Genomic DNA, 20,838 nt, shown 5'->3' on the forward strand with positions numbered 1-20,838 from the left:
GTTGCCTGCCACGGACGGCAGGGGCTTCCCTCGACTTCATGTCCGGCGCCTGGCAAGAATGCCTGGCCCTCGCATTGGTTTGACGTTTACGTAAACGGAATGATTCTAGAGGCTGGGACGGGTTTGTCGCAGTCGCAGACGCGCAATATGGTGGCCAACGCTTGCGGCAAGCTTTCAATCAAAGAGAAACTTTGAGGTTAACTTTTTATGCCTGGTATTTACCCGTACTGTCGCGTAAAGACAAGAGAGCGGCGCTCTCGGGAAATGTCCTGAAGACGAACTCCCATAAATTCAGTCCAGTCTGAATGGAGGAATACCGGGGATATGGCTTAAGTCATTGATTCGTATTGATTCTGTTCGAGGTGAGGCCGTGTGCCGTATCACCTTTCGATTGGTATCTGACTGGGAGTTTGTATGGCTAAAGTAATCCGTTATCACGAAGTGGGCGGCCCCGAGGTGTTGCGACAGGAAGACATTGAAGTCGGCCAACCCGGACCTGGTCAGGTCCGCCTCAAGCAAGGCGCTGTGGCCTTGAACTTTGCCGATACCTATTTCCGCTCCGGTCTGTATCCCGCTCCTTTGCCTGCAGGCGTGGGCAGCGAGGCTTGCGGCACGATCACGGCCGTGGGCGACGGCGTGGCGGATTTCAAGGTCGGCGACCGCGTGACCTATACCGGCGCACTGAACACCATCGGCGCTTACGCCACGGAGCGCCTGATTTCTGCGGCTCCCCTGATCCGTCTGCCTGACAGCATCAGCTTTGAAACCGCAGCAGCCATCACCATGCGTGGACTGACGGCGGCTTACCTGATGCGTCGGATCTGGGACTTCAAGAAGGGCGACACCATCTTGCTGCATGCTGCGGCCGGTGGCGTGGGTCTGCTGGTGTCGCAGTGGGCAAAGCTGGAAGGCCTGAATGTGATCGGCACCGTCTCCAGCGATGCCAAGGCTGAAGTGGCCAAGGCCCACGGCTGTGTTCACACCATCAACTACAGCCATGAGGACGTGGCCAAGCGCGTGCGTGAGCTGACGGACGGCGTGGGCGTGAATGCCGTCTTCGACAGCGTGGGCAAGGACACGTTCGAGGGCTCGCTCAACAGCCTGAAGGTGCGCGGGCTGATGGTCTGTCTGGGTACGGCTTCGGGCTCCATTGCACCATTCAACCCGCAGATTCTGGCCGGCAAAGGCTCGCTTTTCCTGACCCGTCCCGCATCGGCGCATTACATCGCCGACCCCACGGAGCGTGCAGAGCTGGCCAACGAGCTGTTCGCCCATGTGGCCGAAGGCCGTATCAAGGTGGATATCAGCAAGCGCTATGCGCTGGAAGACGCCGTGCAGGCTCACCGCGATCTGGAAGCCCGCAAGATTGTGGGATCGGCCATTTTCACGCTCTGAGATACCGAAGGCAGCACTTCGGTATGAAAAGGGCTGAGCCATTCAGCCCTTATTGCATCAACCCTGGTGATTGCCCACAGAAATAAATGCCATGACTCAACGCTGCGCTGCAACGACATTGCAGGTCGACTTTTCGCTGGACCTGATCTGCCCCTGGTGCTGGATCGGTCTGCGCAATCTGCTGGCTGCCCGTGAGATGATGCAGGTCGCCTATCCCGACCAGCAGCTTGCAATTCAATGGCATGCAGACACTCTGCTGCCCCAGATCCCGGAGCATGGAGTGCCTTATCAGGCTTTCTATGAAGCCAGGCTGGGCGGCCCCAGGGCCGTGGAGGTTCGCCGTGCCCAGGTGCGCTCGGCGGCCCATGCGGCGGGCCTGCAGATCAATCATGCGCTGATTGAAACCTTCCCCAGCACACGCCTGGTTTGTGCGTTGGTCAACTACGCCCAGACCCAGCTCGATGGCGAATCCATGATCCGCTTTGTGGAGTCCATCTTTGCCGCCTACTTTGTACAGGGCCGCGATATAGGCTCGGTCATGGTGCTGCAGCAGCTGGCGCACTCGGCAGCACTGGACTGGAATCCTTCCCGCTTTGATGCGCTGCGCTACCAAAGCGAGGCGGGCCATGCCGGTGGCGTGCCGCATATGGTGTTCAACCAGCGCCTGCAGGTGACGGGCGCTGTGGCGCCCGCAGAGCTGCTGCGGGCCATGGAGCATGCTCGTGTTGCCGACAGCATCTTCGCCTGATACCGCATTGCTGGCTGCCGGCGCCGTGCGGGATTTGCCGCCGGGCGGGCGAAAGCTGGTCTTCACGCCTGGTGGCCAGAGCATCTTGCTGCTGAATGTCGAAGGCGAGTTCTATGCCCTGGACAACAGTTGCCCGCATGCGGGTGCCTCCATGGCCGGTGGCAGCTGCGATGCCCATGTGCTGAGCTGCCCCGCGCATGGGCTCAAGTTTGATATCCGCAGCGGCAGATGCACGGCATCGCCGCAGATGACGATTCCTCTCTACGAAGTTCTTGTCAGAGAGGGGCTGCTCTGGCTCAAACCGCCTGACAACTGCTGATAAACCATCGAGCGCTGATGTGCGATGAAGAAGGCCTGCGGATTATCTCTGCGGGCCTTTTTCTATGGTTTCAGGATGGATGTCCTCTGGCCGGCAGCCGGCAACCAGCAGGTGCCGGTTGCCATGGACTGGGCTCAGAACGTGTGGCGAATGCCGATGTCAAAGCCCGAAGCATTGCCGCCTGCGACCGGAATCGGGCCTTGCAGCGCGCCCGTGGCCACGGGCAGGTTGATGCTGCCGCGGTTGTCCACGTAGGCATAGGTGCCGTAGAGTGCAGTGCGCCTGGAGAGGTTGTGCACATAACCCACGGCGTACTTGTTGGAGCTGCTGCCACTGTTGTCATTGCGGCTCAGGCGCATGAAGCTCATGGGAATGTTGCCGTTGCCGACCTTCCAGATGGCACCCAGCTGCCAGTAGCGTACATGGTTGGCATTGTCCAGAGCTGCCAGGCGGTTGCCGGTGCGGTGATCGGCAGCCAGAACCATGAGGCGGTGGCCCTCCCAGAGGTAGGAGGCGGCGGCATTGATCTGCCTGTAATCGTCGGCGGCACGGTTCTTGGTGGTTGTGATGGCGACGGCTGCATCCCAGTTGTCGCCGCCATAACCCAGTCGTGCACCATAGGCGCGGCCGTCCTGGCGGTTGGGGCCGGCATCGTTTTCGCCGAATGCCGTCATCAATTGATAGAACAGGCCCTTGCAGCTGGAGCAGCCGGGCGAGAGGTAGCCAATGCTGTTCGACGCCCGAAAGCCCGTCACCGTCGTGCCGTGCAGCACATGCAGGCTCATGCCCACGCCCAGGCGGAAGGGGTCGTAGTTGAACATGTTCCAGAAGGCGGGCACATAGTCGCGGCCCAGGCGCACCTCGCCCCATTGCTTGCTCTGCAGATAGACCAGGGACTTGCGGTTGAAGCTCAGGCCGTTGCCGCTGCCGGCCCCCGAAGGCTGGTTGTTGGTGTTGGAGGCCTGGCCGGTGCCGCTGTCGGTGTTGAGTCCCGCTTCCAGATCAAAGCCTGCGGCCAGACCGCTGCCGAGGTCCTCGCGGCCCTTGAAGCCCAGGCGGCTGGCCTGATTGCCGCTGGAGGTCAGCATCTGGCGCGAGCCTGCGCCCGCGCCGCGGTAATTGGATACGGCCATATCCACCACGCCGTAGACCTGCACGGACGATTGTGCCGAGGCCGCCAGCGGCACCAGCGTGCATGCCAGAGCGCCCAGCGCATTGAAAGCCATTTTTTTTGTAGTCATTCATGTCTCCTTGAACCGTTGAAAAAAGATGCCTGATGGCAAACCGACGAAACACACAGCAGGGCAAAGCCGGACCCGAGCCCGGGCCTGGGGATGGGTTGAAGGCGCAGGCAAGCCCCCGGCTCGAATCCGCAAAAAGGGCTTGAGCCGGGTGCAGCCGCCCACGGTGCCAAGGGGGAGGCACCGGGCAGAGGTCTTGAATCAGATAGGGGATGGAGCCGCTTGAGAGCCACTGCTCAAGGGCCCGGGGCTCAGTTTTCGGGCTTGTAGCCTATGGACTTGAGCAGGGCTGCCTGCTTGCGGTTGGCCTCTTTGAGCTCGGCCGTCATTTCTGCCGTGGTAAGGGGCTGGCCCGGCTCCATGCCCAGCGCAGCGAGCTGTTTGAGCACGGACTCCTTGCGGAAATGTGTCAGCGCCACATCCCGGAGTTTTTGCTGGATGACGGCCGGGGTTTGCGGGTGGGACCACAGGGCGAACCAGCCGGGCTTGGACAGCTGGGGGTAGCCCAGCTCCGTGAACGTCGGCACGTCGGGCAGGGCCTGCAGGCGGCTCGGGTAGACGGCGGCCAGCGCCTTGATCTTGCCGCTGCGAATCAGGGGTAGCGAAGTGGTGACGCCATCGAACATCACCGGGACATGGCCGCCCATGAGGTCCACCAGAGCAGGGGGCGAGCCCTTGTAGCCCACATGGCGCATATTGATCTTGGCCAACTGGCCCAGCAGCATGCCCGAGGTGTGACCCTTCAGGCCCGTGGCGTAGGAGGCAAAGTCCACGCCGTCGCGTTGCTGTCTGGCGTAGCTGATGAATTCGGGCAGGGTCTGGAACGGCAGATCCTTGTTGGCGACCATGACCAGGCCGGTGCGTGTGAGCTGGGCCAGCGGAGTCAGGTCCTTGAACGGGTCGAAACTGACTTTCTGGGCCAGGGGCGCCTCGCTCAGTGCTCCGTCCTGAATCACCAAAAAGGTGTAGCCGCTTTTGCCATGGGACTTGAGGTCCTGGATGCCGATGGCCCCCGAGGCACCGGCCTTGGATTCCACGATCACGGGCTGCTTGAGCTCTTGCTGCATGCCCTCTGCCAGCAGACGGGCCAGGGTGTCGGCCGTGCCGCCGGCAGGCCCGGTGACGATCAGGCGTATGGGCTTGCTCGGCCAGTCTGCGCTTTGCTCGGCCTGTGCGGGCAGGGTCAGGCTGGCGGCCACGGCTACGGCCATGACGGCCAGGCCTGATTTGCGGCGCAGTGCGCTGGCTGTCGCGGTGCGAGAGTCTGCCGTGTCCACGGAACTGCGCGAGGCGGGTGTCGTTGCCTTCATTGCTTGTCTCCTTCAATGGGGGAGGTCTGGCTCCCCATCAGCGCGCACCTACTACATATTGTGGGTGGCTGCGCATTCATCGTGATGGTCGTCGGGCGGCTCAGGCCGTTGGCTCGGGCTGTCGGGCTTCGATCCGAGCCTGCAAATCCTCGATCAGCTGTTTTGCCTGCGGCCAGGGGCCATGGCCCGAGGCTGGGTTCAGGTGGCCCTGCGGGCCCAGCTCCACCAGCTCGCTTCCCCAGTCGCGCGCAAAGCCGCGCGCGCGCTCCAACGAGGTCAGCGGATCGTTGCTGCTGGCTGCCAGCAGTGTGGGAAACGGCAGGCGCTGGCGCGGGATGGGCGTCCAGCCGTGGGCTGCCAGCACATCTTTGGAGGGGTAGCCGGCAGGCATCTGGGTTTGCACATCGGCGGGGGCCGCAAGCAAGGCTCCGAGAACGGGACGGGATCGAAGCAGCGCCCAGTGCGCGACCATCATGCAGCCGGCGCTGTGCGCCACGATGATGACGGGGCCGTCGATGCTCTCCAGTGCACGATCGATTGCGTCCAGGCGGGCCTGGCAGCTGAGCTTGTCCTGCTCCAGCGGTGGCACGGTGACGCAGGGGATGGACTGCGCAGTCAGCTCCTTGGCCAGCAGTGTTTGCCAGTGCTCTTCCACATGGTCGCGCAGGCCGGGGATGATGAGAATCGTGTGGTTCAAGGTCATCTTCTGTCTCCTGGCTCAGTCCGTGGGGCCGCCGATGATGGCGGTGCGTTCCATCTTGCGGTGGCAGGGCTGGTAATCCATCACTGCGTAGTGCTGGGTGGAGCGGTTGTCCCAGAAGGCTACGCTGTTCCTGCGCCATTTGAAGCGCACCTGGTACTCGGGAATCATGGCCTGGCTGGTCAGGTAGTTGAGCAGTTGCGAGGAGCCGGGCGATTTGTCCAGCCCGAAGCGCACATTGGCGGGTGTGTTGTAGTTGGTGAAATGGGTGGTGAAGCTGCTGTTGACGAACAGAATCTTCTCGCCGGTTTCGGGGTGGATGCGCACCACGGGGTGCTCGGCGTCGGGGTATTGGGCCTTGAGCGCCAGGCGTTTTTCGATGGGCATGACGGCACCAAAGCTCGCTTCGATGCTGTGGCGGGCACGCAGATGCTCGATCTTGACCTTGATGTCGGCTGGCAGGTTCTCATAGGCCATCACCATATTCACCCACATGGTGTCGCCGCCCACGGGCGGGCATTCAACGCAGCGCAGCACGCAGCCCATGGGGGGCTGCTCGCGCCAGGTGGCATCGGTGTGCCAGGAGTTCTCGTTGCGGTCCACAGGGCTGTCGGGGGTCTTGTAGATCTGCACCAGGCCAGGGTGCTCGGGGTGGCTGCCCACCACCGGGTGGTCTTCCAGTTCGCCAAACTTGCGTGCAAACGCCACATGCTCGGCGCGTGTGATGTTCTGGTCGTGGAAAAAGATCACGCGGTGCCTGAGCAGCGCCTGGCGGATCTCGGCCATCAGGCCTTCGTCCTCGGCGGCCGCACCCAGATGAACGTTGGACAGCTCCGCACCGATGGAGCAGGTCAGAGGATTGACTTCCACAGAGCGGGTCAAAGAGCTGGAGCGGATAAGGGCGGGTGCTGCGCCAACCTCGTTTTTCATGGGGAAGTCTCCTTATAGAATCAATGTCGCCAGTGTGAAAACTCCCCTCAAACAGCGCTTGTCATTACATGACTGGTGCTTTGCAATTAGTGCCAAGTTAGTGAAACCCCATGGCCTCTCTCGTTCGCGCAGCCTGCTTGACCAATTACGCCGAAGTCGCCCAGGCTTCGGGGCTGAATGGCACGCGCATGCTGCTCGATGCCGGCCTGAGCCCCGGTGTGCTCGACGAGCCGGATCTGATGATCCCGGTGGACAAGGTGGGGCGTTTGCTGCAGGCCTCGGCCACGCAGTCGGGCAATGAGAGCTTTGGTCTGTGCATGGCGCGCTCGCGCCTGCTGTCCAATATGGGGCCGGTGGGCCTGCTGATTCGCGATCAGGCCACGCTGCGCGATTCGCTGAACCTGCTGGTGCGTCATCTGGCCCTGCTCAATGGCGCGATGACGCTGGAGCTCGATGAGCAGGCCGATACCGTGCTGATCCGTGAGCTGTTGCTGGCCGGCCGTGCCCATGAGCCTACGCGCCAGCGCGTGGAGCTGGCGCTGGGCGTGATGGTGCGCGCCATTCGGCAGCTCATCGGGCGTGACTGGCAGCCTCGCATGGTGTGTTTCGAGCATGCCGCGCCCAAGGACCTGAGCATGCATCACCTGATGTTCGGCCCGCGCGTGCAGTTCAATCAGGAGTTCAACTGCATTGTGTGCGTCAAGGACGATCTCGATACGCGCAACGAGTTTGCCGACCCTGCCATGGTGCGCTATGCCCAGAAGCTGCTGGAGTCCGTGGCGCCCATGAGCGAGGAAGCGGTGCTGGACGATGTGCGCCGCACCATCTTGCTGCTGTTGCCCAGCGGTCGCTGCAGCATTGACAAGGTCAGCGAGCACCTGGGTGTGGTGCCACGCACCATTCAGCGCCGGCTGACGGAAAAGGGTCAGAGCTTTTCCTCGCTGATGAACGATATCCGCAAGGAGCTGGCCGTGCGCTATGTGTTTGAGAGCAACCGCTCTCTGACCGAAGTGGCCGAGCTGCTGGGCTTTACGGCCCCCAGCAGTTTTTCGCGCTGGTATCAGAGCCAGTTTGGCTGCAGTGCCAAGGACAGCCGTGCCAAGGCACAGACCGAAGGCACAGGCGGCGCATAAAAAAGCGGGCCGCAGGGGCCCGCCAAACACACTACCAAAGTGCCGCCTTCGGGGAGAGGGCGGCTACGCCAGCGCCATTCAGTTGCTGGCGATTCTGAGCTTGCTCAGAATTTTGCGGTTCTGCTCCACCGTGTTCAGCATTTTTTGTTGCAGCTCCGTCATCGTGCCGGGCTGGGGTGCGTCAAAGCCCTGGGTTTTGAGCTGCGCCTGGAACTTGGCGGATTGAGTCACCTTGTCCATTTCCTGGCGCACCTTCTGGATCAGGGCCGGGGGCGTGCTGCTGAGCACGAACAGTCCCACGCTGGCATCAGGCAGCACAAAGTCGGGCATGTTCTGCTCGGCAAAGCTGGGCACATCGGGCAGCAGGCGCGAGCGGTTGGGCGAGACCACGCCCAGGGCCTTGACCTTGCCGGCCTTGACCAGCGGGGCTGCATTGGTCACCACTTCAAAGGTCAGCTGTACCTGGTTGCCAATCAGATCAACGATGGCAGGGGCCGAGCCCTTGTAGGGTATGGCGGTGATCTTGCCGCCGCTTTTCTCGCTCAGCAGCTCGCCCAGCATGTCGGAGCGAGTGCCGGGGCTCAGGTTGGCGATATTGATCGGGCCGGAGCTCTTTTTTGCATAGTCCAGCACCTCCTGAATCCTGTTGGGGGGAAAGCTGTTGTTGGCCACCAGCATATGCACCATGGAGGCCACATCCGAGACATAGGTGAAGGTCTTGTGCACGTCAAACGGCGTCTTCACGGTGAGTGGAAAGTCGGTCCAGATGCTGGAGGGCGCAATCATCAGCGTGTGCCAGTCGGCAGGTGCATTCATCACGGCGCGCTCGGCAATCACGGCCGATCCGCCGGGTTTGTTGTCGACGACCACGGGCTGGCCCAGATTGCTCTGCAGATGATCGGCCACCAGGCGCGCCACACCATCGGTGATGCCACCTGGAGGCGCAGGAACGACGAGGCGGATGGGTTTGACGGGCCAGGCGAGTGTTGGGGTCTGGGCCTGTGCGGCGGTGGCGGCCAGCAGGCCGGTACAAAGCACGGCGGCGCAGCAGCGCAGGCTTTGAACCATGCCGCGCCTATGTTGCTTGCGTGATGGCGTGGCGGGTTCTGCGAAATTCACGGCGCTTGTCATGGAGGTCTCCTGTCGTTTTGTCATGGGGTCTGGCATGTCCTTGCGTGCAGGTGCCCGGGTGGAGGAATGCAGCCATTCATGATGGTTGGCGGCCAGTCGCCGGACTTGACGGTTCATGCCTGCGACTTCGCATTTGATGACTGCCGTACCCCGCACTTACCCGATGCGGGCGATGTCGTTCGCAGGCTGCGGCAGCTTGAGTCTGCGGCCTGCGAAGCTCTTGGCGCAGCTTTGCTGCCTGTCTCGCTTTCAGGCGTGGCTTGCCGGCCCTGTCGCGTTTGAGAAAGCGCGTGTCCTGAAATGCAAAGTGGCATCCCGCACGGCATTTGATACTGGCCTCACGCATCGGCAAGGGACTGAAATGCCCTGTTGCCGCTGGTCCAGACACTGATTTCTCGCACTCAAACCGGAGACAACAACCATGAACTTTCTCGACGGTCACCTGTATCCCGAAAACCAGCAGCCGCTGATCATCACGGCGGCTCCCTACGCTCCGGGCTGGATTCCCTCGGACTTCCCCGAGGACATCCCCATCACCATGGAAGAGCAGATTCAGAAGGCCGTGGACTGCTATGAGGCCGGCGCCACCGTGCTGCACCTGCATGTGCGGGAAGACGATGGCAAGGGCAGCAAGCGTCTGTCCAAGTTCAACGAGCTGATCGCCGGTGTGCGCGAGCGTGTGCCCGAGATGATCATTCAGGTGGGCGGCTCCATCAGCTTTGCGCCCGAAGGCCCGGATGGCCAAGCCAAGTGGCTCTCCGACGATACCCGCCATATGCTGGCCGAGCTGACACCCGTGCCCGATCAGGTGACGGTGACCGTCAACACCACGCAGATGAACGTGACCGAGCATGCCGGCGAAGACGACTTCCGCGGTGTCTCGCGCGGCTTCCCGCATCTGCACAAGACCTACAAGGACATGATTGTTCCTTCGAACCCCAGCTTCGTCGAAGAACACATCCGCCGCCTGTCCGAAAAGGGCATCCAGAGCGCCTTCCAGGTCTACAACATCAACAGTTTCGAGACCATCGAGCGCATGATTCGCCGCGGCGTCTACAAGGGCCCGCTGGTCATGAACTGGGTCGCCATCAGCGGCGGCATGGACCAGGCCAATATCTACAACCTGGCCAATATGCTGCGCGCCGTGCCCGACAACGCCATCGTGACGGTGGAGAGCTCGGTGCTGAACGTGCTGCCCATCAACATGATCGGCATGGCACTGGGTCTGCATGTGCGCTGCGGTATCGAAGACGTGCTGTGGAACCAGACCCGGACCGGCAAGATGAGCACCGTGGAGCAGATCAGGCAGCTGGTGCGCATTGCGGGCGAGTTTGGTCGCCCGATTGCCACCGCCCAGCAGGCCCGCGAGATCAAGCAGATCGGCGTGTTCTACGAAACCGCCGACGAAACCCTGGCCAGGAACGGCTTCGCACCCAACCGCAAGGGCGCCAACCAGGGCTTTCTGCGCAAGCCCATGGATGCTGTGGCCTGAGTCTCAAAGCCCGGATGACTGGGCCCGGCTCATCGGCCAAGGGCTAGCCGCTGTGCGTTTGTCACGCTTGCCTGGTGGATGCGTGGCCAAGCGCTTGGCCCTGCCGACTTCCTTGAGAAGTCGGCTTTTTTATTTTTCTGGATTCAAGCCCGCAGATAAAGGTCTTCGCCACGCACATTGCACTCCCGCAGGATTTCTCCGGCCGCCTGCAGCTCGTCCAGATGCTGGGAGATGCTGCGCGTCTCGGCCCCCAGCACCCAGGGCGCATCAAAGCCTTGCGGGTAGAGCAGGCGCTGCTCCACCATCTGCGAGAGCGTCAGGGGCCGCTGCGCCAGCCATTCGAGAATGCGTGCACCGCGCTCGTCAATGACAGCAGCAAAGCGCCTGAGGTCTCGCACAAACGTCTCGCGCTCGGTGTAGATGCCTTTGTGGTGAGAAGTCACCCAGATCCTGGCATCGATCTCCGGCAGCCGTGCCAGGCTGCGGCGAAAGTCCGCCAGACAGGAGCAGGCATCGCCGTAATAGGGCCCGAAGCCCGTCAGGTCGATATCTCCGATAAAGGCAACCCCCTCGGGCTCGATCAGCAGCACGCTGTGGCCCGCCGTATGGCCCGGCATATGAATGGCGCGAATCTGCGACTGGCCCAGCTCCCAGACGGCCCCATCTTCGTAGCCCCTGGCATCGGGTCTGGGGGTGTAGAAGAATTCGCTCTCCAGCTTGCTGCGCATGAGGTCGGCCTGCGCCGAATCGGCCCAGCCAAAGGTGGCAACCAGGCCCTCCCAGCTTTGCAAGGCCGCCAGATCGCCCACGTGAGCAAAGACCTGTGCGTCTGGCAGGCGGTGCAGGCCAGCCATATGGTCCTCATGCACATGACCCATCACCACCAGCTCGGCGGCATCGAACTCGGCCCCGATATGGTTGGCAACAATAGGCGTATCCAGCGCTGCCAGCGTATCGCTGCCGCGAATCATGATCTGGTTGCCGTCCGGATACTTGCCGCCCTTGGCGCCGCGAAACACCGTCACGCGGCCAAACTGGTGGCGCTGTATGTCTGTCTGGGCTGTGTCGATGGGATGCGTCATGGTCTGGGTAGAGGAAAGTGAAGCCGGCTTCTGCGAAGATTAAGACCTTGGGGGTGTTGCAAGTATCAACGGCTTTGCAAAAAATCAAATTGCAAGGGGTACTGGTGACTCCTCTTGGAGAGAAGATATTGTTTAATCGTTGTTGGCGTGCGCGTGATATAGGAAGTTATACAAAGCCACTGTATCAGTGTAATCTGATGTAAATAGTTATGGTTTTTACAGTTTTTGCTGACTGTATTTCATATGTTTATTGGCGCTGAACTAGTTAGATAATTTCTTTATTCTTTAAATATCCTGATTTTGCTGCATTTATAAGGTCATAAACTTTTAATTTCCTTTGAATTTTTCTGAAAAAAGATAAGAACCCTTCCGAGCCAAAGTGTAATTCAGAATTAAATTCAGAAATATCTACAGAAAATTTCTCTGAGAAAGTTTTAATTAGATCCTCTCCGTCATCTCCGGTCACCCCAAAATCAAAAAGAATAGAAGAGTCTAATTTTATTTCATCTTTTTTAATGCTTAAGAAATTTGATAGAAAGTCAATTACTTCGCTTTCTTTATTATTCACATTGATCCTCTTGATCCATACAGTCTTTTGTACATATGCCGATCTGTATCGCATCATAAGCGCCTATGGCCAGGCCAAGTAAAGGTATCCACCTTCCAATAAAACTGCCAAAATATTTTGTTTTAGATTTCCTGTATTTGCGCTGTCACCACAGCGCTTTGAAAGACGAGTCGCAGATGACCCAACAAGACAAACAGGCTCAGGAAAGCCATCTGATCGAGCACCCCATCAAAAGCGAGCTGGTGCATCAGGGCAGTTTTCTGCAAGTAAAGCTTGATACCGTGCGCCTGCCCCATGGCGGTCAGGCCACGCGCGAGTATGTGGTGCACCCCGGTGCGGTGGTGGTGATCGGGCTGCTCGACGATGGCCGCGTGCTGCTGGAGCGGCAGTTTCGCTACCCCGTGGGCCGGGTCATGACAGAGTTTCCGGCTGGCAAGCTCGATGCGGGCGAGCGGCCGCTGGTCTGCGCCCAGCGCGAGCTGCTGGAGGAGACCGGCTACAGCGCGCGCGAATGGGCCTATGCCGGCCCCATGCATCTGGCGATCGGCTACTCCGACGAAGTCATTCACATCTTCTTTGCACGCGGTCTGACTGCGGGCGAGCGCCAGCTCGATGCCGACGAGTTTCTCGATGTCTGCAGCATGACACCTGCCGAGTTGCTGGACGGCGTGCGTAGCGGCCAGGTCACCGATGCCAAGACCTTGAGCTGTTGCCTGTGGCTGCAGAATGTGCAAAGCGGTGCCTGGTCTCTGGAGTGGAAGCCGGCCTGATTTTTTGATAGCTGCTTGCGCTCGTAAAATATGATTTTTAGCTATAAAAGTGCCTGAAATTCATGTCAATCGGGCGCTGGCTGCTTCTTTTTTAGGATTGCCTGATGCCCATCAGTGTTTGTCGCCGGATGATGACAGGCGCTGCATGGCCTTCCTATAAACTGGTGCCATGCACCATGGCGCACCACCTCTATTGGAAGGTTGCGGTCTGAAGCGGTGTTCAGGAGTGTTTCATGGAATCGTCAGAGCTTGAGGATGACAGCGTTTTCGAGAGTGCGGCCGAGCTGTTCAAAGCTATGGCTGCCCCCATGCGGCTGAAGATCATCAGCGCGCTGTGCAACGGAGAGAAAAACGTCTCCGAACTGCTCGCTTCCATAGACACGACCCAGCCCAATATGTCTCAGCACCTGAACACGCTGTACCAGTCCGGCATTCTGGGCCGCAGGCGTGAAGGGGTCAGCATCTACTACTTCATCGCCAACGAGAAGGTCGTCCATATGTGCCGCACCATCTGCGTGCAGATTGCCATCGAACAGAACTGATGGCTTGAGCCCCAAAAGAAGAAAAGGCGCACCAGGCGCCTTTTTTCATGGCCGTATGCGCCTCAGGGCTTGAGATAGACAAAGCCCTCCTTGGCCTGCAGGCGTGCGACTTCGGCCACACCGGAGGGGACGACCGAGGCTTCCATCAGCAGGCTGGAGGCCTCGAGCTTGCGCGTTTGCAGCGTGTTGTTGCAGACCTTGAACTCCACGCCGCGCCCCACCAGTGCGCTGACCTGGCCGCTGAACTCGCGGCCCTTGCTGTCCTTGGCCTGGTTCAGCAAAAAGTCTATGCCGGGCCCATGGGTGACCACCACGATCTTGTCCGTGGGCGAGGCATTGAGTTCGTTATTGATATTGGCGAGTATGGCGGCCGCCGTTTCCACGCCGGTGTTGACGTGATAGACCACTTTCACATCCTGAGCGGCGGCAATCGCCGTACACAGGGCAAAGCTCAGGGCAACAAGTTGGCGCTTCATCGAAGGTCTCCTGTGGTGTCTGTAGGCATCAGGGAAGATGCTGCTGGTTAAATATTGCCACTTGCTTATATTAACGATGACGCAAACATTCAAAAATAGGGCAAGCGCTAGTGGCGGCTTCGCTGTCGCCGGTCGCTGCCCACGGAAGGGAGACACCGCGATGACAAGCTGGGCAGGGGCGGCGCTGAGGAGCTTTGCAGGAATGGCAATCGCAGCGGCCATCGCAGCGCCGGGAGCAGCTGCTGCGCATGATGCGCACCCCGTGGCGGGCAGTCGCGTGGCAGGCACTCCTGTGGCGGCCAGTGCCCCCGTGATGGAGCTGCAGCAGGTGGCGGCCAATGTGTTTTTTGTGCAGGGCGTATCGGCGCTGGGCAGTGCGGCCAATCGCAACTTCATCTCCAATGCGGGCTTTGTCATCACCCATGACAGCGTGGTCGTGATCGATGCGCTGGGCTCACCCGCACTGGCCGAGGAGCTGGTGCAGAAAATCCGGGCGCTGACGCCCAAGCCCATCAGCCATGTGCTGCTGACCCACTATCACGCCGACCACATCTATGGCCTGCAGGTGTTCGAGGCCCTGGGCGCAAAAATCGTGGCCCATGCCCAGGCGCGTGAGTACATCAACTCCGAGACCGCGCATCTGCGGCTTGAGGCTTCGCGCAAGGATCTGGCGCCCTGGGTCGACCGGAGCACGCGCCTGGTGCCGGCGAATCAATGGGTGGCAGGCGACAGCTCCACGCTGAAGATAGGGGGCGTGGACTTTGTGCTGCAGCACATGGGGCCCTCGCACACGCCGGAGGATACGGCCATCTTCCTGCCGCAAAGCGGTGTGCTGTTCATTGGCGATGTGGTGTTTCGCAACCGCATTCCCTATGTGGGCCAGGCCGACAGCCGCCACTGGATTGCGGCGCTGGACGAGTTGCTCAAGCTGCCCGTGAGGGTCATGGTGCCGGGCCACGGTCCGGCCTCCGAGCAGCCGCGCCAGGACATGCAGCTGACGCGTGACTATCTGCACTATCTGCGCGGGGCCATGGGCAAGGCCGCAGCCAATCTCGACCCGTTTGACGAGGCCTACCAGGCGACGGACTGGTCCAGGTTCTCGGCTTACCCGCTGTTCAAGGAAGCCAATCGCATGAATGCCTACAACACCTTCTTGCTGATGGAGCAGGAAAAGCCGTGATGGCCACGGCCCGCTTCTTTGATGTCCGCAGAAGACTGTGCTTGCAGTTGCTGCTGGCGGGCGCGGCACCGGCATGGGCGGCGCTCGATGCCTCGGAGCGCCTGCTGCCCACCAGCCAGAGTCTGCAAAGTGACCTGGCCTTGGCGCTGGCCCACAAGCAGCCGCTGGTGGTGATGGCCAGCCTGCATGGCTGCCCGTATTGCAAGATCGTGCGCGAGCATCATCTGCTGCCGCTGCAGCGCTCCGGGGCCTTGGTGACCCAGATTCATTTTCTGTCGCCCGAGCCTTTGCGGGACTGGAATGGCGCGGCGATCACGCATGGCGGCATGGTCAGGCAACTGAGCATCGAGGTCGCGCCGACCGTGCTCTTCTATGGCGCTGCTCACAAGGAGGTGGCCGAGCGCTTGAGCGGCAGCTCCATCCCCGATTTCTATGGCGCTTATCTGGATGAGCGCATGCAGACGGCGCGTGCAGCGGTGCAGGGGCGTTGAGCTCGTTGTTCCTGCTCGGGAATAACGAGGGTTAGCGCGGGATTTCAAATTGGGCATCCTGTCCGATACTTTAAATAACAACATGCTTATATATAAATATAAGGAGACCAAGCGATGAAGACTGCATCCTGGCTGGGTGGCTTGACGGTGCTGCTGGGGCTGGCGGCTCCTGCACTGGCGCAGGCGGATCAGGCGCTGGCGCAGAAGAACGCCTGCATGGCCTGCCATGCGGCAGACAAGAAACTGGTAGGCCCGGCGTTCCAGGACGTGGCCAGGAAATATGCGGCCCAGGCCGATGCACAGGCCTATCTGGTCAAAAGCATCAAGGCTGGCGGCTTTGGCAAATGGGGGCCGGTGCCCATGCCCGCCCAGCCCGCTCTCAGCGATGCCGACACCCAGACACTGGCGGCCTGGATTCTCAAGGGTTCCCAATGAAACCGGCGCCTCACGCTTTCCCGGTAAGCGCCAGCAGCGATCAAAGAGAGAGCTTATGCAAAGCCAGTTGACGGGCAAGGTGCGCAAGGCACCCGAGAATTTCGTGTGCTCAGGCGATGTCGGCACCGTGTTTGCCGAAGCCAGGGCAGGCCGGCGTGACTTCATTCGCGGGGCTTTCGCAGCCGCAGCGGCCGGCGCTTCAGCCGTCCATGCGCAGGGCCGGCAGGCCGCGAGCGGCGAGGGAGACCCGAATATTCTGGAGCTGCCCGCGCACAGCAAGGGCCTGGGTCAGCCGGTGGTCACCGACGGCTACGGCAAGCCTTCCCGGTACGAGGCCAATGTGCAGCGTCGCCAGAGCCCGGGGCTGACCCAGACCAAGCAGGCTTCGGTATCGTTTGCGCCGCTGCAGTCGCTGTTCGGCATCGTCACGCCCAGCGGTCTGCATTTCGAGCGTCACCACCAGGGCTGGTGGGACATCGACCCCTCCAGGCACAGGCTGATGATCAATGGTCTGGTGAAGAATCCCAAGGTCTTCACCATGGACGAGATCATGCGTCTGCCTTCGGTGTCGCGTTTTCATTTCATAGAATGCGGCGCCAACACCGGCATGGAGTGGGGCAACGTGGCCGTGCCCACGGTGCAGTACACGCACGGCATGCTGTCGTGCAGCGAGTTCACGGGCGTGCCCCTGATCACCTTGCTGGAGATGGCCGGTGCCGATCTGAAAAAAGGCCGCTTCATCCTGGCCGAGGGGGCGGACGGCTCGTCGATGACGCGCACCATTCCCGTGGAGCTGATCACTTCCGGCGAGGTGCTGGTCGCCTACGGCCAGAACGGCGAGATGCTGCGGCCTGAGCAGGGCTATCCGCTGCGCCTGGTGGTGCCGGGTGTGCAGGGCGTGAGCTGGGTGAAATACCTGCGCCGCATCGAAGTGGGCGACATGCCTTATGCGGCCAAGGACGAGGCCATCCACTATGTGGACCTGATGCCCGACGGACAGCACCGCCAGTACTCCAGCATTCAGGAGTGCAAGAGCGTGGTCACCACGCCGTCCGGCGGGCAGATGCTGCTGGACAAGGGCTTCTACAGCATCACGGGCCTGGCCTGGTCGGGGCGCGGCAAGGTCAGGCGCGTGGATGTGAGCGTGGACGGCGGTCGCAACTGGCGTGCAGCCCGGCTCGAAGGGCCGGTGATGGACAAGTGCCTGACGCGCTTTCATCTGGACTGGGTCTGGAATGGCGAGGAATGCATCATCCAGAGCCGCGCCATGGATGAGACGGGCTATGTGCAGCCCAGCTACCAGCAGCTGCGTGCCGCGCGCGGCACGCGCTCCATCTATCACAACAACTCCATCCAGTCCTGGGCGGTACGAGCCAACGGGGAGGTCGCCAATGTTCAGCTTGCGTAAACCGTTGGCGCTGCTGGCGCTGTTGCTGGTCATGGGCGTGACTGCCGGGCCCGCTGCGGCGCAGGGCAAGTCTGGCGAAGAGCGCTATCCCGGCGTGGGCCGCAATGCCACGGGCAAGGAGGTTCTGGCCTGGGATATCGATGTGCGCCCGGATTTCAAGGGGCTGCCCCCGGGCTCGGGGTCCGTGCAAAAAGGCATGGATGTGTGGGAGGCCAAGTGCGCGTCCTGCCACGGGGTGTTCGGCGAATCCAACGAGGTGTTCAGCCCGCTGATCGGCGGCACCACGGCCGAGGACATCAGGACCGGCCATGTGGCGCGGCTCAAGGACCCGGCCTTTCCGGGGCGCACGACCCTGATGAAGGTGGCCACGGTCTCGACGCTGTGGGATTACATCAACCGGGCCATGCCCTGGAATGCGCCCAAGTCGCTGTCCACCGAAGAGGTGTATGCCGTCACCGCCTATCTGCTCAACCTCGGCGGCGTGGTGCCCGAGAGCTTCACGCTCAGCGATACGAACATTGCCGAGGTGCAGCGCAAGCTGCCCAACCGCAATGGCATGACGACCCGGCATGCTCTGTGGCCCGGCAATGAGTTCGGCAAGAGCGCCAGGCCCGATGTGCTGGCCACTGCCTGCATGAGCAACTGCGGCCCTGAGCCCAGGCTGCGCTCGGCCTTGCCCGAGCATGCCAGCAACAACCACGGCAATCTGGCCCAGCAGAACCGGCTGGTCGGTGCCCAGCGCGGCATCGCTACCGATGGCGGCGCCAGCAAGGCCGCTCAGCCTGCGGCCGCCGGGAAATCGGGCAGCGCGGCACCGACGGCCTTGCTGGAGAAGAACGCCTGCATGGCCTGCCATGGCATGACGCAAAAACTCGTTGGCCCGGCATTCAGCGACATTGCCAGCAAGCGCGGCGGCCAGCCAGACTATCTGGCCGGCAAGGTCAAGTCAGGAGGCTCCGGCGTCTGGGGATCAACACCCATGCCGCCTCAGCCCAATCTCAGCGATGCTGATGCCAGGGTGATTGCCCAGTGGCTGGCGGCGGGCGCCAAGCCCTGATGCAGCTTGTGTCGTGCGACAGTGAAGTGAATGAAAAGGAGACAAAGATGAAACGTAGAGACGCCCTCAAGAACAGCGCGGCCGTGCTCGGCATGCTGATGGCCGCCGGCCTGCTGCCGCAGGCTGCGCAGGCGGCCTATAACAAGACCGCCTTCGACGCCAAGACCGTGGCCGATGTGCTCAAGGCCATGGGAGCGTCGGCACCTGCCGAGAGCAAGGACGTGACGCTGACGGCGCCCGACATCGCCGAAAACGGTGCCGTCGTGCCCCTGGGGGCCGCGACCACCCTGCCCAATGTGAAGCAGATGCTGGTGCTGGTGGAAAAGAACCCCAACACGCTGGTGGCGGCCTTCACCGTCAACGAGGCGCTGGACGCCAATTTTCTGACCCGCGCCAAGCTGGGACAGTCCTCGGATGTGTATGCCGTGGCCATCACCAATGACGGCAAGGCTTTCTATGCCAAGAAGGAAGTCAAGGTCACCCTCGGTGGCTGTGGCGGTTGATGGCAACCAATCATCTGAAACAGGAGAAGAACATGGCTGATCCAATGCGTATTCGTGCCCAGGCTGCGGGTGACAAGACCACCGTGCGCGTGCTGATGTCCCATGAGATGGAGACCGGCCAGCGCAAGGATGCGGAAGGCAAGACCGTGCCCGCCTGGTTTATCCAGGAGGTGACGGCGGCGCACAACGGCAAGCAGGTGCTGCAGGCCGAATGGGGTCCTGCGGTTTCCAAGAACCCGTTTTTGCAGTTCGTGGTCAAGGGCGCGAAGGCGGGAGACAAGATCTCGGTGAGCTGGAAGGACAACAAGGGCGAGACCCGCACGGATGAAGCGACCGTGAGCTGAGCACGGCGCAGACAGCGGCTGGCTGGCGGCCAGCCTTCACCCTGGACCAGAATCAATCAAAAAAGCAGAGAGGTGCCCCATGAGACATTCCTCCCCGGGCCAGGCGGCTGCCGCCGTGCTGGCCTTGTGCATGGCCGCGCCGGTGCTGGCGCAAAAGTCCACGGCCGACGGCATTGCCGAGTACCGCGAGATGCTGCAGGACGGCAACCCTGCCGAGCTGTTCGAGATGAAGGGCGAGGAGCTGTGGAAGCAAAAGCGAGGCCCCCGCAAGGCGTCCCTGGAGCAGTGCGATCTGGGCCAGGGGCCAGGCGTGGTCAAGGGCGCATTTGTAGAGCTGCCGCGCTATTTTGCCGACACGGGCAAGGTGCAGGATCTGGAGTCGCGCCTGCTGACCTGCATCGACAGGCTGCAGGGGCTGGACGCCCAGAAGATTGCGGCAACACCGTTCGGCAAGGACGAGCAAAAGAACATGGAAGGGCTGGTGGCATGGATTTCATCGCAGTCCAAAGGCATGAAGTTCAACCTGCCCCAGAGCCATGCGCAGGAAAGACAGATGTACGAGGCGGGCAAGCGCCTGTTCTATATGCGTGGCGGCCCGCATGACTTTGCCTGTGCCTCCTGCCATGGTGCGGATGGCAAGCGCATCCGCATGCAGGATCTGCCCAATCTGACCCGGAACCCCGGTGCAGCGGAAGGCTTTGGCGCCTGGCCCGCCTATCGCGTCTCATCGGGTGAGCTGTGGAGCATGCAGCGCCGCCTCAACGACTGCTTCCGTCAGCAGCGCTTTCCCTATCCCGGTTACGCCAGCGACGTGACGGTGGCGCTGGGTGTGTTCATGGGCGTCAACGGCAAGGGCGGAGCGTCGAGCGCACCGGCCATCAAACGATAAGGAGGCCCTATGCGCAAGCCAAAATACATGCCGTACCTGGCCGTGGCCGCATCGTTGCTGGTGCTCGGCTGTGCCTCCGTCGACGGGGTGGCGGACATCGATGCCTTGACGACCAAGATGGTGCAGACCTCTTTTCGCGATCAGGGCATCGCCAAGGTCGATCGCCTGCAGCAGGACGAAGCGAATGCGGCCTGCAGCGCTGCCGATGCCTCCGGCAAGCCGCTGGCGCCTGAGCGTGCGCAAGCCATCGAAGCGGCCAATCTCAAGACCGTCAAATGGCCTCAGGATGGCAAGCTGCTCGGCGACTGGAAGGAGGGCGAAAAAATCGCCCAGAACGGCCGGGGCATGACCTGGAGCGACAAGGCGGGCAGCGCCAATGGCGGCAACTGCTACAACTGCCACCAGATCAGCAAGGAAGAAATCTCCTTTGGCACGCTGGGCCCCAGTCTCTACAACTATGGAAAGATTCGCGGCATCAAGGATCCGGGCAGCCCCGAATCCAGAGCCATCGTCGAGTACACCTGGGGCAAGATCTGGAACGCCAAGGCCTACAACGCCTGCTCGGGCATGCCGCGCTTCGGTCACTCCGGCATCCTCAGCGAAGCGCAGACACGGGATCTTGTCGCCTTGCTGGTCGATCCGGCCTCTCCCGTCAACAGATAGCTTGCTCTGAGCGGCCATGCCGCTTGCCCCC

General features: G+C 61.4%; 24 protein-coding genes. 16 read left to right on the forward strand and 8 right to left on the reverse strand.

Annotated elements, in window-relative coordinates; all coding sequences use genetic code 11:
* Nucleotides 1–414 precede the first annotated feature (414 nt).
* The 3 genes from QYQ99_RS23265 to QYQ99_RS23275 all read left to right on the forward strand — a co-directional run bounded on the left by QYQ99_RS23265 (nucleotide 415) and on the right by QYQ99_RS23275 (nucleotide 2,462).
* On the forward strand, nucleotides 415–1,395 hold the full coding sequence (locus QYQ99_RS23265) for a quinone oxidoreductase family protein (protein ID WP_302090214.1): 981 nt from the start codon (nucleotides 415–417) through the stop codon (nucleotides 1,393–1,395).
* Nucleotides 1,396–1,486: 91 nt separating this feature from the next.
* Nucleotides 1,487–2,143, forward strand: coding sequence for a DsbA family protein (locus QYQ99_RS23270; protein ID WP_302090215.1), 657 nt, complete (start codon nucleotides 1,487–1,489; stop codon nucleotides 2,141–2,143).
* Nucleotides 2,112–2,462, forward strand: coding sequence for a Rieske (2Fe-2S) protein (locus QYQ99_RS23275; protein ID WP_302090216.1), 351 nt, complete (start codon nucleotides 2,112–2,114; stop codon nucleotides 2,460–2,462). The genes QYQ99_RS23270 and QYQ99_RS23275 overlap by 32 nt, the downstream gene beginning before the upstream one ends.
* 134 nt (nucleotides 2,463–2,596) lie before the next feature.
* On the opposite strand, the gene QYQ99_RS23280 is transcribed toward QYQ99_RS23275, so the two are convergent.
* The 4 genes from QYQ99_RS23280 to QYQ99_RS23295 form a co-directional block, all read right to left on the reverse strand.
* Complete coding sequence (locus tag QYQ99_RS23280; RefSeq protein ID WP_302090217.1) at nucleotides 2,597–3,703, reverse strand: porin; 1,107 nt, start codon at nucleotides 3,701–3,703, stop codon at nucleotides 2,597–2,599.
* 251 nt (nucleotides 3,704–3,954) lie between these two features.
* Entirely contained in the window at nucleotides 3,955–5,013 is a 1,059-nt protein-coding gene (locus QYQ99_RS23285) for a Bug family tripartite tricarboxylate transporter substrate binding protein (protein ID WP_302090218.1), read from the reverse strand.
* Nucleotides 5,014–5,113: 100 nt separating this feature from the next.
* A complete protein-coding gene (locus tag QYQ99_RS23290) occupies nucleotides 5,114–5,716 on the reverse strand; it encodes an RBBP9/YdeN family alpha/beta hydrolase (protein ID WP_302090219.1) in 603 nt (200 codons plus the stop codon).
* Nucleotides 5,717–5,731: 15 nt separating this feature from the next.
* Nucleotides 5,732–6,643: a TauD/TfdA dioxygenase family protein gene (locus QYQ99_RS23295; protein ID WP_302090220.1), complete on the reverse strand. Its 912-nt coding sequence runs from the start codon at nucleotides 6,641–6,643 to the stop codon at nucleotides 5,732–5,734.
* Between the two features lie 110 nt (nucleotides 6,644–6,753).
* Here QYQ99_RS23295 and QYQ99_RS23300 point away from each other — a divergent pair, with 110 nt between their 5' ends.
* Nucleotides 6,754–7,776 carry an AraC family transcriptional regulator gene (locus QYQ99_RS23300; RefSeq protein ID WP_302090221.1) on the forward strand — a complete coding sequence of 341 codons (1,023 nt, stop codon included), beginning with the start codon at nucleotides 6,754–6,756 and terminating at the stop codon, nucleotides 7,774–7,776.
* A 78-nt stretch (nucleotides 7,777–7,854) separates the two neighbouring features.
* Here QYQ99_RS23300 and QYQ99_RS23305 read toward each other — a convergent pair whose 3' ends face one another.
* Entirely contained in the window at nucleotides 7,855–9,024 is a 1,170-nt protein-coding gene (locus QYQ99_RS23305; protein WP_302090222.1) for a Bug family tripartite tricarboxylate transporter substrate binding protein, read from the reverse strand.
* A 304-nt stretch (nucleotides 9,025–9,328) separates the two neighbouring features.
* Between QYQ99_RS23305 and QYQ99_RS23310 the strand changes: the two genes are divergently transcribed.
* Complete coding sequence (locus tag QYQ99_RS23310) at nucleotides 9,329–10,399, forward strand: 3-keto-5-aminohexanoate cleavage protein (RefSeq protein ID WP_114864084.1); 1,071 nt, start codon at nucleotides 9,329–9,331, stop codon at nucleotides 10,397–10,399.
* Between the two features lie 143 nt (nucleotides 10,400–10,542).
* Here the strand turns inward: QYQ99_RS23310 and QYQ99_RS23315 are convergent, their stop codons facing one another.
* Both QYQ99_RS23315 and QYQ99_RS23320 read right to left on the reverse strand, forming a co-directional pair.
* Nucleotides 10,543–11,481, reverse strand: coding sequence for an MBL fold metallo-hydrolase (locus QYQ99_RS23315; protein WP_302090223.1), 939 nt, complete (start codon nucleotides 11,479–11,481; stop codon nucleotides 10,543–10,545).
* A 265-nt stretch (nucleotides 11,482–11,746) separates the two neighbouring features.
* Complete coding sequence (locus tag QYQ99_RS23320) at nucleotides 11,747–12,049, reverse strand: DUF1493 family protein (protein ID WP_302090224.1); 303 nt, start codon at nucleotides 12,047–12,049, stop codon at nucleotides 11,747–11,749.
* Between the two features lie 176 nt (nucleotides 12,050–12,225).
* Between QYQ99_RS23320 and QYQ99_RS23325 the strand changes: the two genes are divergently transcribed.
* Together QYQ99_RS23325 and QYQ99_RS23330 are read left to right on the forward strand one after the other, a co-directional pair.
* A complete protein-coding gene (locus QYQ99_RS23325) occupies nucleotides 12,226–12,819 on the forward strand; it encodes an NUDIX domain-containing protein (RefSeq protein WP_302090225.1) in 594 nt (197 codons plus the stop codon).
* A gap of 233 nt (nucleotides 12,820–13,052) precedes the next feature.
* Nucleotides 13,053–13,361, forward strand: coding sequence for an ArsR/SmtB family transcription factor (locus QYQ99_RS23330; protein WP_003053925.1), 309 nt, complete (start codon nucleotides 13,053–13,055; stop codon nucleotides 13,359–13,361).
* A gap of 62 nt (nucleotides 13,362–13,423) precedes the next feature.
* Here QYQ99_RS23330 and QYQ99_RS23335 read toward each other — a convergent pair whose 3' ends face one another.
* On the reverse strand, nucleotides 13,424–13,837 hold the full coding sequence (locus QYQ99_RS23335) for a DsrE family protein (RefSeq protein WP_302090226.1): 414 nt from the start codon (nucleotides 13,835–13,837) through the stop codon (nucleotides 13,424–13,426).
* A 160-nt stretch (nucleotides 13,838–13,997) separates the two neighbouring features.
* Between QYQ99_RS23335 and QYQ99_RS23340 the strand changes: the two genes are divergently transcribed.
* From QYQ99_RS23340 to soxX, 9 genes are all read left to right on the forward strand, one after another.
* On the forward strand, nucleotides 13,998–15,017 hold the full coding sequence (locus QYQ99_RS23340) for an MBL fold metallo-hydrolase (RefSeq protein ID WP_302090227.1): 1,020 nt from the start codon (nucleotides 13,998–14,000) through the stop codon (nucleotides 15,015–15,017).
* Nucleotides 15,017–15,508 (forward strand): hypothetical protein, encoded by a 492-nt coding sequence (locus QYQ99_RS23345; RefSeq protein ID WP_302090228.1) that lies wholly within the window; start codon nucleotides 15,017–15,019, stop codon nucleotides 15,506–15,508. Before QYQ99_RS23340 ends, QYQ99_RS23345 begins: the two co-directional genes overlap by 1 nt.
* 114 nt (nucleotides 15,509–15,622) lie before the next feature.
* Entirely contained in the window at nucleotides 15,623–15,943 is a 321-nt protein-coding gene (locus QYQ99_RS23350; RefSeq protein ID WP_302090229.1) for a c-type cytochrome, read from the forward strand.
* 55 nt (nucleotides 15,944–15,998) lie between these two features.
* Nucleotides 15,999–17,351, forward strand: a complete 1,353-nt coding sequence (gene soxC, locus QYQ99_RS23355) for a sulfite dehydrogenase (protein WP_302090230.1) — start codon at nucleotides 15,999–16,001, stop codon at nucleotides 17,349–17,351.
* On the forward strand, nucleotides 17,335–18,408 hold the full coding sequence (locus QYQ99_RS23360) for a c-type cytochrome (RefSeq protein WP_302090231.1): 1,074 nt from the start codon (nucleotides 17,335–17,337) through the stop codon (nucleotides 18,406–18,408). The genes soxC and QYQ99_RS23360 overlap by 17 nt, the downstream gene beginning before the upstream one ends.
* Before the next feature lie 47 nt (nucleotides 18,409–18,455).
* The gene (soxY, locus tag QYQ99_RS23365; RefSeq protein WP_302090232.1) at nucleotides 18,456–18,911 is read left to right on the forward strand and encodes a thiosulfate oxidation carrier protein SoxY; all 456 of its coding nucleotides are present in this window, start codon (nucleotides 18,456–18,458) and stop codon (nucleotides 18,909–18,911) included.
* Between the two features lie 32 nt (nucleotides 18,912–18,943).
* Nucleotides 18,944–19,255, forward strand: a complete 312-nt coding sequence (soxZ, locus tag QYQ99_RS23370; RefSeq protein ID WP_003053938.1) for a thiosulfate oxidation carrier complex protein SoxZ — start codon at nucleotides 18,944–18,946, stop codon at nucleotides 19,253–19,255.
* Between the two features lie 79 nt (nucleotides 19,256–19,334).
* Complete coding sequence (gene soxA, locus QYQ99_RS23375) at nucleotides 19,335–20,144, forward strand: sulfur oxidation c-type cytochrome SoxA (RefSeq protein ID WP_302090233.1); 810 nt, start codon at nucleotides 19,335–19,337, stop codon at nucleotides 20,142–20,144.
* Nucleotides 20,145–20,153: 9 nt separating this feature from the next.
* Nucleotides 20,154–20,807, forward strand: coding sequence for a sulfur oxidation c-type cytochrome SoxX (soxX, locus tag QYQ99_RS23380; protein ID WP_302090234.1), 654 nt, complete (start codon nucleotides 20,154–20,156; stop codon nucleotides 20,805–20,807).
* Nucleotides 20,808–20,838 lie beyond the last annotated feature (31 nt).

The organism is Comamonas testosteroni (genome assembly GCF_030505195.1).
Classification (GTDB): Bacteria; Pseudomonadota; Gammaproteobacteria; order Burkholderiales; family Burkholderiaceae_C; genus Comamonas; species Comamonas testosteroni_G.